The sequence below is a fragment of the Mesorhizobium sp. LNJC394B00 genome (genome assembly GCF_000502555.1).
In the GTDB taxonomy this organism is placed as follows: Bacteria; Pseudomonadota; Alphaproteobacteria; order Rhizobiales; family Rhizobiaceae; genus Mesorhizobium.
The window spans coordinates 1,341,787-1,355,631 of sequence record NZ_AYWH01000002.1 but is presented as its reverse complement, the minus strand read 5'-3'; the positions used below and the strand labels follow the sequence as shown (position 1 = coordinate 1,355,631).

The following is a 13,845-nucleotide window of genomic DNA, read 5'->3' as shown; positions in this document are numbered from 1 at the left end:
GACATGAAGACTGTTCTGAAACTGGCGCTCGGCGCGCTTGTCTCGATGAGTATGCTGGCGGGCGTCGTGCAGGCCGCGGGCCTGAAGGACCCGAAGGATGTCCGCATCACCTTCGTGGTGCATGGCTCGGCCTCCGATCCCTACTGGTCGGTGGTCAAGCGCGGCGTCGACGATGCGGCGGCGCTCACCGGCGCCAAGGTCGAATATTATGCGCCGCAAGTGTTCGACGTGGTCGAACAGGCCCGCCTGCTCGACGCGGCCATCGCCACCAATCCCGACGGCATCGCCGTCTCCATTGCCGACGCCAATGCGCTTGGTAAATCGGTCAAGGCCGGCCTTGCCGCCAACATTCCGATGGTCGTCCTGGATTCCGGCGAGAAGGAAGGCGCCGAACTCGGCACCTCTCTCTACGTCGGCACAGTCTCCGAATATGATTCCGGCAAGAAGGCGGGCGAGCGGCTGGCCAAGGAAGGCACGCTCAAGGTCGTCTGCATCAACCACGAGGTCGGCAATGTCAGCCTCGACCAGCGCTGCCAGGGGTTGAATGACGGGCTGAAGCCGTCAGGCGGCGGCACCGAGGTGCTTACCGTGTCGCCCGATCCGGCCGACATCCAGCGCCGCACCGAGGCCTATCTGTCGGCGCATCCCGACACCCAGGCGGTGTTTGCGCTCGGCGCCACCGCCGCCAATCCGCTGATCCCGTTCTTCCGGCAGAAGGAACTGTTCGGCAAGATCAAGCTCTACACCTTCGACATCAGCCCCGAAGTCCTGGATTCCGTCGTCGCCGGCGAAATGGGCTTCGGCATGGACGCCCAGCAATATCTGATGGGATACCTGCCGGTGATCTATCTGGTCGAGCATGCCACACATGGCTTCTGGCCGCAGAACAACGCCTACACCGGGCCGCTGTTCATCGACTCGCCCGACAAGGCCAAGGCGATCCTGGCGCTCGCCAAGGACGGCATCCGCTAAGGCAAGACCAAAACGGATCGGGGAGCCGCCATGCGCTCCCCGTCTCTGGTCGAGATTGCGAAGTGAGCGATTGGGGAGCCTAATGGCTGTTGTGGAAGACAAGGCGATACCTCCAGAAGCGCCGGCCCCCGGGGTACTGGGCAAGGACCGTTTCGGCATGACGTCGAAACGGGCTGCCGGCACTGACGAGCGGCTGGCCAGCACCGGCCGGCTGACGCAATGGCTGCGCCGGCCCGAAGCCGGTGCCGCCGGCGGCCTCATCGCCACCGTCATCATCTTCGCCCTGCTGCCGGGTGCGTCGAACCTCTATTCGCTACAGGGGTCGATGACCTTCCTGACGCTGGCAGCCGAACTCGGCATCATCGCCACGGCCGCAGCCCTTCTCATCATCGCCGGCGAGTTCGATCTCTCCGTCGGCTCGATGGTCGGCTTCGCCGGCGTCGTCATCGGCCTGACCGTCAAATACTGGGGCTTGCCGCTGTGGGGCGGCATCGCCTGCGCCTTCGCTGTCGCCATCCTCACCGGCTACGTCAACGGCCTGATCGTGGTGAAGACCCGCCTGCCCTCCTTCATCGTGACGCTGGCGTCGCTCTACATCCTGCGCGGCCTGTCGATCGGCATCACCCGCGCCGTCACCGGCCGCACGCAGATCCCCTACATCCTCGACGGCGCGCCGGACCCGGCAACCGCGGGCCTGTTCAACGGCCATCTCCTGACCGGCTTCTTCCAATGGATGGGCACGCAAGGTTGGATCGCCACCCGCACCGACGGCATTCCCTTCGTCGTCGGCATTCCGATGTCGATCGTCTGGTGGCTCGGACTGACAGCGCTTGCCGGCTATGTCTTGACCCAGACCAAATACGGCAACTGGATCTTCGCCACCGGCGGCGACCTCAATGCCGCCCGCAATGTCGGCGTGCCGGTCGACCGGGTTAAGATCGCGCTGTTCATCTACACCGCCTGTGCCGCGACCTTGCTTGCCACCATCCAGGTGATGGAGGCCGGCTCCGCCGACACCACGCGCGGCCTGCTCAAGGAATTCGAGGCGATCATCGCCGCGGTCATCGGCGGCGTGCTGCTCACCGGCGGCTACGGCACCGTCTATGGCGTGCTGTTCGGCGCGCTGATCTTCGGCCTGGTGCAGATGGGCATCTTCTACACCGGCATCGACACCGACTGGTTCAAGGTCTTCCTCGGCATCGTCATTTTGATGGCCGTGCTGGTCAACAACTACATCCGCCTCAAGGCGCTCGGACGCGGAGGCGGCAAATGACCTACCCAAACCCGTCCCCGGCCATCCAGCCAGCCATGGAATTGCGTGGTGTGTCGGTCAATTTCGGCTCGGTGCGCGCGCTGCAGGATATCGACATCAAGGTCTATCCCGGCGAGGTGCACTGCTTGCTGGGCGACAACGGCGCCGGCAAGTCGACGCTGATCAAGGTTCTGTCGGGCGTGCACCGGCCGACCAAGGGCGAGATTTTCGTCGACGGCAAGCCCGTCACGTTCCGCAGCCCGCGCGACGCGCAGGACCTCGGCGTCGCGACGGTCTTCCAGGACCTCGGCATGATCTCGCTGATGTCGATCACGCGCAATTTCTTCCTCGGCCGCGAGCCGACCAGAAGCCGCCTGCCCTTCTCGCGCTTCGACAAGGAGCGCGCCAACACAATTGCCCGCCAGGCGATGGCCGATATCGGCATCGACGTGCGCGACCCGACGCAGGCCGTCGGCACGCTGTCGGGCGGCGAGCGCCAATCGGTGGCAATCGCGCGCGCAGTCCACTTCGGCGCAAAGGTGCTGATCCTTGACGAGCCGACCTCGGCGCTCGGCGTGCATCAGGCGGCCATGGTGCTGAAATTCATCATCGAGGCGCGCATGCGCGGGCTGGCGGTGATCTTCATCAGCCACAACATCCACCACGCCTACCCTGTCGGTGACACTTTCACGCTGCTCAACCGCGGCCGCAATCGCGGCACATACGCAAAGTCCGAGATCTCGCGCGACGAGGTGATTTCCATCATGTCGGGCGGCGAGGATCTGAAGGCGGTGGAAGCTGAGATTGCCGGGCTGTTGGCGCAGATCGGCAACCGGCCGGCCGCCGCACCCTGAGCCTGGAACACTTTTGCAGAGAGTATTAACAGCATGAGCAGGATACGCGTCGGCGTCATCGGCGCCGGCATGATTTCGCAGGTCGAGCATATTCCAAACCTGTTGCGGCTCGGCGACCTGTTCGAACTGGTCGGCGTTGCCGACCCGTCAAGGATTTCGCGGGAATATGTCAGCGAAATTCACGGCATCGCCAATTTCGAAACGCCGGAGCAACTGTTCGGCCAGAAGCTCGACGCCGTCGTCATCGGCTCGCCCGACCCGCTGCATCACGAGCAGGTACTGGCCGCACTCGGGCGCGGCCTGCATGTCTTCTGCGAAAAGCCGCTCTGCTATTCCCCGGCGGAAATCGCCGAGATCATCGCCGCGCGGGACAAGGCCGGCAAGGTCATGCAGGTCGGCTATATGAAGCGCTTCGATCCGAGCTACCGGCTGGCGCTGGCCTCGCTGCCCGGCACGGCAAAGACGTTGCGGTCCGTCTCGGTCGAGGTCAACGATCCCGATGCCTGGCCGTTCATCGCCCACCAGCGCTACAAGCGCGGCAACGACATTCCCGAGGAGCTGATTGCCGCCGCGCAAAGCAAGCAGAAACAACAGGTCGAGCGCGCCATCGGCCAGCCCATGACCGATCTGGCTTTCCGTGGGTTTACCGGCGCTTACAGCTCCGCCTTGATTCACGATGTGAATGCCGTGCACGGCCTGCTCGACGCGCTCAGCGTGCCGGAGGGCGAGGTTGTCGGCGCGCAGATCTTCGCCAATGGCGATGGCGGCCAGGGCGCGGTAAAACTGCTCGACGGCCAGGCGCTGTGGACGATGACGCATCTCACCGTGCCGAAGCTCGCCGACTACAAGGAACGCATCACGCTCTTCTTCGACGATGCCAGCCTTGAGCTCGAATTCCCCTCGCCCTGGCTCAACCATCATCCGACCCGGCTGACTGTGAAGACCTCGGACGGCCACACACTGTCGACAAGGGATCTGCGTGCCGGCTACGGCGAAGCCTTCGTCGAGGAACTGCGCGGCTTCTGGGGTGCGATCGTCAATGGCGACGAGGTGGTCAACCGCCCCGAGCACGCCGCCCGCGACCAGGCGCTGCTGGTCGCGCTGACCAGGCAGCACCTGGCCACTTCGCAGGCCGGCTGAGCGCTCGCAGGATGTGTTGAGATTCAGGTCAGGCCGCGCCGAAAACGTTGGATTTCGAGAACCGGAGCGGAGCGTACTTAAGTACGTGAAGCGCGCAAGCCGGCGTTTGCAGGCCGGCCTCACCTGAATATCAGCATATCCTACCGGGTGTTGATGACGCCGTCGGTATTGGCGAGCAGCTTGCGCACCGCGTTGCGGGCCGCCTCCGGCCGCTGCAGGCGGATGGCCTTCTCGATCGCCTCGTGCAGTTGCTGTGCATGCTGCAGATCGTCGAGTTCGCGCGTCGTATAGGTGAACAGATGATCGAAGGCGGATTCGATCAGCACGCCGAGCGGCACCAGCAGATCGTTGCCGGAGGCGCGCAGGATGGCCAGATGGAAACGCGTATCGGCGCGCGTGCGCTCCTGCAGGCTCGGCGCCTCGCCCATCTCGCGGCAGGCCTGGCTGATCTCGGCCATCTGCTCCTCGGTGCGTCGCATGGCGGCGAAGGCAGTCGCTTCTGGCTCGATGATATGGCGGAATTCCTGCACCGTCTTCAGGAACACCTCACGGTCGGGCGCGGTCGCGTACCAGGCGAGCACATCGCGATCGAGCAGGTTCCAGCGCTCCCTGGGCTCCACCCAGCTGCCGATCTTGGGGCGCGATGCCAGAAGGCTTTTGGCCATCAGCATCTTGATCGCCTCACGCACCGCCGAGCGGCTGACGTTGAAGGTTTCGGACCATTTGGCTTCATTGGGCAGGATGGTGCCCGGCGGATAGTCGCCGCGCACGATCCGAAGCCCGATTTCGCTGGCCAGTGACGCATGCACGCTGGTGCCGGGCATCCGGGTCGCGTCAGCCCGGCGAAGGGCCGCCGGGCGCTCGGCGGATGCCCCCTTTTCAGGCTTCGTTCCCTTATTCGGCTTTCCGTCCCTCATGCCTCCACAAAGTCCGGATTTCGAAAGCTGTCAAGCAGAGTGCCGGGCGCAGACGGCAAAGCCTGCGCCTGTGCACAGATCAGGTTACAACCTTGCCCCAAAGCCCAATTTGCCAGCCCTATTTGACGTATTTGCGCCAGCTGTGCTCGGGACGGAAGCCGAGCATGTCCCTGGCCTTGCGGTTCGAGAGCAGCGTTTCATATTCGCCGAGATCCGCTTTGACCGGCACGTCGGGGTAAAACCGCTTCAAAAGTTCGGCCGTCGGCAGGTCGGACGAGGTGTCGTCATTGGCGGCGTTGAACACCTGGAAGCCGAGCCCGTCCGTTTCAACGGCGCGCAGCGTGATCTGGCCGAGATCGCGCGCGTCGACATAGCTCCAGGCGATGCGCTTGCGAAAGCCCGGATCGGCAAACCACTTCGGAAACAGCGAATATTCGTGCGGCTCGATGACGTTGCCGATGCGCAAGGCATAGATATCGGTGCCGTTGCGCTGCGCAAAGGCGCGCGCCGTGTGCTCGTTGACGACCTTGGACAGAGCATAGCTGTCCATCGGATCGACGTCGTATTCTTCATCGAGGGGAAAATATTTGGGGTCGCGCGGTTCATTGGCGAACACCACGCCGTAGGTGGTCTCGCTGGACGCGATCACCACCTTGGGGATGCCAAGCTTCACCGCCGCCTCGATGACGTTGTAGGTGCCCATCGCATTGATGCGGAACACCTCATTGTCGGTCGTGATCATGATGCGCGGTATGGCGGCGAAATGCACCACGGCATCGACCGGCTGCGGCCGCAGCGACGGGTCGAATTCATGCAGGCCCATATAGCTCGACAGCGCGTTGAACACCTGGCCGCTGTCGGTGATGTCGGTGATCAGCGTGCGCACCTTGGGATTGTCGAGCGGCTTGGTGTCGATGTTGAGCACCTGGCAGCCCTGTTCGACCAGATATTGCACGACATGGCGACCGGCCTTGCCGCTGCCGCCGGTGAACATGATCCGCTTCGTCATTTTCGTCTCCAATGCCTAGGATTTCCGTGTATTGTCAGACAATATGGCATTCCGCAACCACCCTCGCCCGCCAGACGGCGGCGCCCAATATCAATCATCGCAACAGGACTTCAAGACATGACCACGACCGCCGCGAGCGAAAAGATCGGCTTTATCGGCCTTGGCCTGATGGGGCACGGCATTGCCAAGAACATCGTCGACAAGGGCTATGGCCTGACCTTCCTCGGCCGCAAGAACCGCAAGCCGGCGGAGGACCTGATTGGCCGGGGCGCCAAGGAGGCGGCGACTTCGCGCGACGTGGCGGCGGCGTCCGACATCGTCTTCATCTGCGTCACCGGCTCGCGCGAAGTGGAAGCCATCATCCGCGGCCCCGGCGGCCTCAAGGAGGGCTTGAAGAAGGGTTCGGTCGTCGTCGACTGCTCGACCGCCGATCCGGTCTCGACGGTGGCGCTGGCGGCGGAACTGAAGGAGATCGGCNTCGGTCGTCGTCGACTGCTCGACCGCCGATCCGGTCTCGACGGTGGCGCTGGCGGCGGAACTGAAGGAGATCGGCGTCGACTTCGTCGATGCACCGCTCAGCCGCACCCCGAAGGAAGCCTGGGAAGGCACGCTCGACGCCATGGTCGGCGCGCCCGACGCGCTGTTTGCCCGTGTGAAGCCGGTCATCGAAACCTGGGCCGGCCGCATCGTCCATATTGGCGATACCGGTGACGGCCACCGCATGAAGCTGCTCAACAACTTCATCTCGCTGGGCTATGCCGCGATCTATTCCGAGGCGCTGGCGCTGGCCGAAAAGGTCGGCATCTCGCCACCGCGTTTCGACAGCGTCATCCGCAACGGCCGCATGGATTGCGGGTTCTACCAGACCTTCATGCGCTGGACGCTGGAGGGCGACCGCGACGCACATAAATTCACCATCGCCAACGCCTTCAAGGACCTGACCTATCTGGAATCGATGGCGGGTGCGGCCGGCATCGCCAACCCGCTCGGCAACGCCACCAAGAACTCCTTCGCCGGTGCCTATGCCACTGGCCCGGCCGAGCAATTCGTGCCGATGCTGGCGACATATATCGGCAAGGTCAACGGCGTCGACCTGATGCCCAGCAAGGACGGCAAGAAGCAGACGATTTGAAGGCGGCGAAAAGCCTGTGTCAGCGCCTCGACCGGCCGATAACATCGTCGGTGTTGGCGAGCAGTTTGTGCACCGCATTGCGCGCGGCCGCAGGGCGCTGCAGGCGGATGTTCTTCTCGATCGCCTCATGCAGCGCCTGCGCCCGCCGCTGATCGCTGGTCTCGCGTGTGACGAAGACAAAGAGATGATCGAGCGCCGACTCGATCAGAACGCCAAGCGGCACCAGCAGATCGTTGCCCGAGGCGCGTAGTATGGCGAGGTGAAAACGCGTATCGGCGCGGATACGCTCCTGCAGGTTCAGAGCCTCGCCCATCTCACGACAGGCCTGGCTGATCTCGTCCATCTGCTCGTCGCTGCGCCGCGTGGCGGCAAAGGCCGACGCTTCCGGCTCGATGATGTGACGGAACTCCTGCACCGTGCGCAGGAAGGCCTCCCGGTCCGGCCCGGTCGCGTACCAGGCCAGCACATCGCGGTCGAGCAGGTTCCAGCGTTCCCTGGGCTCGACCCAGCTGCCGATCTTGGGCCGTGAAGCCAGCAGGCTTTTGGCCATCAGCATCTTGATGGCTTCGCGCACCGCCGAACGACTGACATCGAAGGTCTCGGCCCATTTGGCCTCGTTGGGCAGAATGGTGCCGGGCGGATAGTCGCCACGCACGATTCTGAGGCCGATCTCGCCGGCCAGCGAGACATGGACGCTCGCTCCCGGAAAATGCGCGGCACCGGCCCTGCGCATGACAGCCGGACCGCGGCTGGCTTGTGCCTTGGCCCGCTCGGCTCGCTTCTTTGATTTCTCGTCCGGCATTCACGTTCCAATGCGTCGGCCGTCTGCGTCCGGACTGGTCCGAACCTGCACGGCGCGCCGATCTCGTTGCCGAAAATCCAAACTACAAGCGCGTCAAAGCCGGAGCCTGCTGCCCCAACCGTTGCGTCCGTTCGGGAAGAGACGGGGCGCCCGTCAAAGGGCGCCCCGAAATCGAGAACCTACTTCTGGATGCAGGTGTCGACCGTGTCCTTGGTGCATTCGTCGAGGCCGGTGAACACCGGATCGGCGACGGCCTTGCCTTCGACCAGATCGATCATCACCGATGGTGCCTTGTAGCCCATTTCGAACGGCCGCTGACCGACCAGAGCGGTCACAAGGCCGTCACGGGCGATCGCCACTTCATCGCCGATCGTGTCGGCGGCGCCGATGACGAAGTCGTTGCTGGCGATGCGGTCCTTGAGCGGCCCGAACAAGTCACGATAGGGCTGCGGTGCGCCAAACAGCGGCCAGCCGCCCATGATGCCGAAGGCGTCGAGCTTGGGGTTGGCGGCGAGGATGTCGGTCATCGCCTGCACGCCCTTGGCGCCGTCGTCATTGGTGAACACCGGGCAACCGGCAACTTCGGTCCAGCCGCCTTCGCCGGCAAGTGCCGCCAGGCCTTCCTTGCCCGACAGCGCGTCACGCATGCCCTGCGCCCGGCGCAGGATGTTGTCGGCCGCGGGATTGCCTTCGATGGTACAGATCGTGCCGCCGTTCGGCTTGCCCTTCTTGATGTACTCGCCGATCTTGTGACCCATCAAATAATTGTCGGTGCCGAGATAGGTCTTGCGCAGCGCGGCATCTTCCTTGCTGAGATCGGCGTCGAGCGTCATGATCGGGATCGTCGGATTGGCGGTCTTGATCGTCTGCGCGATCAGCGGCGCGTTGGATGGCGAAATCGCCATTGCCACCGTGTCGGCCTTGCTCAGCATGTCCTGAACGATCTGCGCCTCGCCGGCCTCGTCGGAGGTCGATGCCGGGCCGGTGTAGAAGCATTCATATTCCGAGCTGGCATTTTCCTTGTTCCATTTCTCGCAGCCCTGGTGGATGGCTTCGAAGAATGGATTGTCGAGACCCTTCACCACGATGACGAGCTGTTTCTTGGCCAAAGCCGGCCCGGCGCCCAGCGCCATGGCGGCGACGGCGGCGAGCAAAAGTGTTTTCCTCATGTCAGTCCTCCCTTGAAACAGACGGACACGGCGTGCCCGCCACACAGATCGACCGGATGCTTAATGACCGAGGTTCGTTTCACGAGCACTCGTGTCGCCAAGACAGATCGATAAGCATTTCCAGATGCGGCATTGGCCGGCTCAACACATGGGTGGCGCCGCAACCTCGACCGATAAACCTCCGCCGATTCCGCCCGGCTAACCGCCAGCGGCATCGGCATAATCTCCTCCGACGCTTAGCTAATATCGGCTTGCGGCCAACGTCAATGCTATTTGTCCTACAAAACGGATTTTTGGATAACCAAGGCTTCAATTCGTCCGACAATTGATTGACGAGCGCCGGCTTTTGCGTAAAAGAACGCTGACGCTGTTTCCGGGAGGAGATGGGGAGAGCGGGGCCAAAGCAGCGCCGGCATTCACGCCGGGAACAGCAGCGGGTCGCAAACACGGGGAGGCAAAGACTGGTGGCGGTTCTCGAACTCACCAACATCTCGAGGCATTTCGGCGCCATCCAGGCGGTCAACGACGTATCGCTGTCGATCGAGCCCGGACAGGTGGTCGGCCTCATGGGCGACAACGGCGCCGGCAAGTCGACGCTGGTCAAGATGATCGCCGGCAATTTCCGCCCCAGCCATGGCGTCATGCGCATGGACGGCAAGGAGTTGATCCTGCACAAGCCGGCCGAAGCTCGCCAGCACGGCATCGAGATCGTCCACCAGGACCTGGCGCTGTGCAACAATCTGACCGCTGCCGCCAATGTCTATCTCGGCCGTGAATTGCGCCGCGGCGTCGGCCCTTTACGCATCCTCGACTATGCCGCCATGTACAAGCGCGCCGGCCAGCTCTTCGCCGAGTTGAAGTCCGAGACCCGTCCGCGCGACCTCGTCAAGCAGATGTCGGGCGGCCAGCGCCAGGCAGTAGCGATTGCCCGCACCATGCTGTCGCAGGCCAAGATCGTGTTGATGGACGAACCGACGGCCGCGATCTCGGTGCGCCAGGTCGCCGAAGTGCTGAACCTGATCCGCCATTTGCGCGACCAGGGCATCGCAGTGGTGCTGATCAGCCACCGCATGCCTGACGTGTTCACCGTCGCCGACCGCGTCATCGTCATGCGGCGCGGCCGCAAGGTCGCCGACAAGACGATTGCGTCAAGTTCGCCCGAGGAAGTCACCGGGCTGATCACCGGCGCCATCGAACAGGTTTGATCTCAGCGAATTTCACCACGCACAGCACATGAAGGTCGACGATGGCACTGACAATTGACCAGCCGATCGAACAAAAGCAGCAATCCTTGCCGGCAAGACTGTTTGCCAGCCAGACCTTCTGGGTGGTGATCGCGGTCATCCTGGCCTGCCTGTTCCTGTCTTTTGCCACCGACGCCTTCGCCACGTCGAAGAACCTTTATAACATCACTCGCAACATCACCTTCGTCGCCATCATCGCGCTCGGCATGACCTTCGTCATCATCACAGGTGGCATCGACCTGTCGGTCGGTTCGGTGCTCTGCCTGTCGTCGATGGTGCTGGCCGTCACCATGCATGCCGGCTACTCCATAGAAGTCGGCATCCTCGCCTCGATCGCCACCGCGCTCGCCATAGGCGCCTTCAACGGCATCATGATCGCCTATCTCGGCTTTCCACCCTTCGTGGTGACGCTCGGCATGCTGTCGATTGCCCGCAGCCTGGCCATGGTCGCCTCCAACAACACCGTCGTCTTCCAGTTCGGCCCGGATCACGACAAGCTTCTGGCGCTGGGCGGCGGCGCGTGGGTGTTCGGCATCGCCAATCCGGTCCTCTACATGATCCTTCTGGCGCTGATCACCGGATTCACGCTGCGCTGGACCAAGTTTGGCCGCCACATCTTCGCCATTGGCGGCAATGAGCACGCGGCGACGCTGACCGGCGTTCCCGTCAAGCAGATCAAGGTCGCCGTCTATATGATCTCGGCGCTGGCGGCGGGAATTGCCGGCATCATCCAGACCGGATGGCTGGGTGCCGTCACCACCAATCTCGGAACCGGCATGGAACTGCAGGTCATCGCCGCCACCGTGATCGGCGGCGCCAATCTCGCCGGCGGCGTCGGCACCGCTTTCGGCGCCATTGTCGGTGCCGCGCTCATCGAAGTGATCCGCAACAGCCTTGGTCTGCTCGGCATCAATGCTTTCTGGCAAGGCGTGTTCATCGGCGGCGCCATCCTGCTCGCGGTGCTGTTCGACCGGATCCGCAACTTCAGGCGCAATGACTGAATGTTTTTGGACTGAATCTTCCGGCTGGAAACCGTTGCTTTGACATCGAAATCCCTGTTCGACCTCAACGGGCGGTTGGCGCTGATCACCGGCTCCGGCCAAGGCATCGGCCTGGCGCTGGCGCGCGGCCTTGCCGAGCATGGCGCAAGTGTCGTGCTCAACGGCCGCGATGCCGGCAAGGTTGCCGGGGCCGTCGCCGGCTTGCGCGACGCCGGCTTCAAAGCGCACCCCTCGACCTTCGACGTGACTGATTTTCGCGCGGTCGATGCCGATGTCGCCCGCATCGAGGCCGAGATCGGCGCCATCGACATCCTGATCAACAATGCCGGCGTGCAGTTTCGCGCCCCGCTCGAGGACTTTCCCGAGGAGCAGTGGGAGCGGCTGTTCAAGACCAATGTCTCCGGCGCCTTCCATGCCGGCAAGGCGGTCGCCCGCAACATGATCGCGCGCGGCAAGGGCAAGATCATCAACATCGGCTCGGTGCAGAGCGAACTCGCCCGGCCCAACATCGCGCCCTATACGGCCACCAAGGGCGCAATCCGCAATTTGACACGCGGCATGTGCACCGACTGGGCGAAATACGGCTTGCAGATCAATGCCATCGCCCCCGGCTATTTCCGCACCGAGATGAACCAGGCGCTGGTCGACAACCAGGAATTCTCCGCCTGGCTGGAAAAGCGCACGCCGGCCGGCCGCTGGGGGTATGTCGACGAACTGATCGGCGCCGCCGTGTTCCTCGCCTCCGACGCCTCGTCCTTCGTCAACGGCCATACGCTCTATGTCGACGGCGGCATGACGGCTTCGGTTTGACGGGAAACCCTATCGCTCAGTCTGAAAATCCACCACTACGGCCGGCAGCACACAGCGGCTTTCGCCCCGCGCCTTGACGCGAGCCCGAACTCAGCCGCACAATCCCGTCGCAGGCGAAGGGAGGCCAGTCGTCTGCGGGAGGTATAACCCATGACGGACGCGATCAGGCTCTATTGGGGCCGGTTCGGACATGTTTCTGTCCTGAATGTCGCCAGCGACTTCGTCACCCATGCGCATGTCGAGGCCCACATCATCATCTGGCTGGAAGGCACGGCCGGCGAGATGACCGTCGGCCGCGAGACGGTGCCGCTGGGTCCCGGCACCGCCGCCGGCATCAATTCCTACCAGCCGCACAGCCACATTCTGTCGCAGAACGGCAGGCCCGGCCTGTTCCTCGCCTTCTACATCGATCCGGATTGGGCGCGCCGGCGCCGCGACCTGCCTTCGTCGGCGCCGTTGTTTGCACAGGCTGCAATCACCCTCGAACCCTGGCTGCACCAGGCCGCCGCCAACCTGCTCGACCATTTGAGCGATAATGAAAGCATCGACGACGTCGCCAATTACGAGATCGAGCGCTTCATCGATAGCGTGCTCGACGCCGCCGACGCCTCGGCGCCGCAGGAGGCGCGCATCCGGGTCAACACAATGCAGGACTTTCGCGTCCGCAAGGCAATCCAGCTGATGAAGGCCAATGTCTGCGAACGCATCTCGTTCGACGACGTCGCCCGCAGTGTCGGTCTGTCGCGGCCGCACTTCTTTGCTTTATTCAAGGAACAGACCAATCTGACGCCCAATGTCTACTGGAACACGCTGCGCATGGAGGAAGCCGTGCGGCAGCTGCAGTGGTCGCAGGAACCGCTGATCTCGGTCGCCTGCAATCTCGGCTTCACCACCCAGGGCAATTTCTCGCGCTTCTTCCGCGACCATGTCGGCGTGCCGCCGACGCTTTACCGCGAAGCGGCGCGTGCCATGGCCTGAACGGGCCGTTCGTTTTTCAGACTCCTTGATAGGGCCGCAAGACCCATTGATAAGCGCAGCACCGCCCGCCGCCCTACCCTGCTGCGTATCGAATTCGTAGGGGAATGATCATATGGCTGAAGTCACCGTCTCCAGCGTCATCGACGCGCCGGTCGAAAAGGTCTGGGCGCGCATACGCGACTTCAACGGCCTGCCGGGCTGGCATCCGCGCATGGTCAAGAGCCATATCGAAGACGGCAAGAGCGCCGAAACCATCGGCTGCGTGCGTAATTTCGAGCTCGCCAGCGGCGCGCGTATCCGCGAAAAACTGCTCGACTTCTCCGACGCGAATTTCCGCGTCAGCTACTCCATCCTGGAGACGCCGCAGCCGTTGACCAATCACAAAGCGACGCTGCAATTGCGCCGCGTTACCGACGGCGACCGCACCTATGCCGAATGGACAGCAACTTTCGACGCGGCGCCCGAAGAGGCCGACAAGATCGCCGCCGGCATGGCCGCCAATGTCTTCCAGGGTGGCTTCAATGCGTTGAAGAGCCATTTTTCTGGCCAGAGCTGAACCAGGGGA

At 63.3% G+C, this 13,845-nt stretch carries 13 protein-coding genes and 1 pseudogene; 10 read left to right on the top strand and 4 right to left on the bottom strand.

The genetic code is table 11. The annotated features are described in order from the left end of the window. The first annotated feature begins 3 nt into the window (after nucleotides 1-3). The 4 genes from X751_RS153150 to X751_RS153165 all read left to right on the top strand — a co-directional run bounded on the left by X751_RS153150 (nucleotide 4) and on the right by X751_RS153165 (nucleotide 4,218). Nucleotides 4-972 (top strand): sugar ABC transporter substrate-binding protein, encoded by a 969-nt coding sequence (locus X751_RS153150; protein ID WP_023687959.1) that lies wholly within the window; start codon nucleotides 4-6, stop codon nucleotides 970-972. A gap of 82 nt (nucleotides 973-1,054) precedes the next feature. Next, nucleotides 1,055-2,245 carry an ABC transporter permease gene (locus X751_RS153155; RefSeq protein ID WP_023829208.1) on the top strand — a complete coding sequence of 397 codons (1,191 nt, stop codon included), beginning with the start codon at nucleotides 1,055-1,057 and terminating at the stop codon, nucleotides 2,243-2,245. Further along, nucleotides 2,242-3,078 carry an ATP-binding cassette domain-containing protein gene (locus tag X751_RS153160; RefSeq protein WP_023712088.1) on the top strand — a complete coding sequence of 279 codons (837 nt, stop codon included), beginning with the start codon at nucleotides 2,242-2,244 and terminating at the stop codon, nucleotides 3,076-3,078. The genes X751_RS153155 and X751_RS153160 overlap by 4 nt, the downstream gene beginning before the upstream one ends. Nucleotides 3,079-3,111: 33 nt before the next feature. Then, entirely contained in the window at nucleotides 3,112-4,218 is a 1,107-nt protein-coding gene (locus X751_RS153165; protein ID WP_023744558.1) for a Gfo/Idh/MocA family oxidoreductase, read from the top strand. Nucleotides 4,219-4,358: 140 nt separating this feature from the next. On the opposite strand, the gene X751_RS153170 is transcribed toward X751_RS153165, so the two are convergent. After that, complete coding sequence (locus X751_RS153170) at nucleotides 4,359-5,135, bottom strand: FadR/GntR family transcriptional regulator (RefSeq protein ID WP_023725423.1); 777 nt, start codon at nucleotides 5,133-5,135, stop codon at nucleotides 4,359-4,361. A 118-nt stretch (nucleotides 5,136-5,253) separates the two neighbouring features. Then, nucleotides 5,254-6,144, bottom strand: coding sequence for an NAD(P)-dependent oxidoreductase (locus X751_RS153175; protein ID WP_023744557.1), 891 nt, complete (start codon nucleotides 6,142-6,144; stop codon nucleotides 5,254-5,256). Nucleotides 6,145-6,261: 117 nt separating this feature from the next. On the opposite strand from X751_RS153175, the pseudogene X751_RS01000000163750 reads away from it, so the two are divergent. Beyond that, a pseudogene (locus X751_RS01000000163750) lies at nucleotides 6,262-7,276 on the top strand (NAD(P)-dependent oxidoreductase). 19 nt (nucleotides 7,277-7,295) lie between these two features. Here X751_RS01000000163750 and X751_RS153180 read toward each other — a convergent pair. Both X751_RS153180 and X751_RS153185 read right to left on the bottom strand, forming a co-directional pair. Continuing rightward, complete coding sequence (locus X751_RS153180; protein ID WP_023712091.1) at nucleotides 7,296-8,078, bottom strand: FadR/GntR family transcriptional regulator; 783 nt, start codon at nucleotides 8,076-8,078, stop codon at nucleotides 7,296-7,298. A gap of 179 nt (nucleotides 8,079-8,257) precedes the next feature. Then, a complete protein-coding gene (locus tag X751_RS153185; RefSeq protein ID WP_023673050.1) occupies nucleotides 8,258-9,247 on the bottom strand; it encodes a sugar-binding protein in 990 nt (329 codons plus the stop codon). A gap of 464 nt (nucleotides 9,248-9,711) precedes the next feature. Here X751_RS153185 and X751_RS153190 point away from each other — a divergent pair, with 464 nt between their 5' ends. The 5 genes from X751_RS153190 to X751_RS153210 all read left to right on the top strand — a co-directional run bounded on the left by X751_RS153190 (nucleotide 9,712) and on the right by X751_RS153210 (nucleotide 13,836). Further along, nucleotides 9,712-10,452 (top strand): ATP-binding cassette domain-containing protein, encoded by a 741-nt coding sequence (locus tag X751_RS153190; RefSeq protein WP_023696206.1) that lies wholly within the window; start codon nucleotides 9,712-9,714, stop codon nucleotides 10,450-10,452. Between the two features lie 41 nt (nucleotides 10,453-10,493). Next, nucleotides 10,494-11,492, top strand: coding sequence for an ABC transporter permease (locus X751_RS153195; protein ID WP_023673048.1), 999 nt, complete (start codon nucleotides 10,494-10,496; stop codon nucleotides 11,490-11,492). A gap of 39 nt (nucleotides 11,493-11,531) precedes the next feature. Then, nucleotides 11,532-12,302, top strand: a complete 771-nt coding sequence (locus tag X751_RS153200) for an SDR family oxidoreductase (protein WP_023712093.1) — start codon at nucleotides 11,532-11,534, stop codon at nucleotides 12,300-12,302. 150 nt (nucleotides 12,303-12,452) lie between these two features. After that, the gene (locus tag X751_RS153205) at nucleotides 12,453-13,280 is read left to right on the top strand and encodes an AraC family transcriptional regulator (protein WP_023733130.1); all 828 of its coding nucleotides are present in this window, start codon (nucleotides 12,453-12,455) and stop codon (nucleotides 13,278-13,280) included. A 112-nt stretch (nucleotides 13,281-13,392) separates the two neighbouring features. After that, nucleotides 13,393-13,836, top strand: coding sequence for an SRPBCC family protein (locus tag X751_RS153210; protein ID WP_023673045.1), 444 nt, complete (start codon nucleotides 13,393-13,395; stop codon nucleotides 13,834-13,836). Nucleotides 13,837-13,845: the final 9 nt, after the last annotated feature.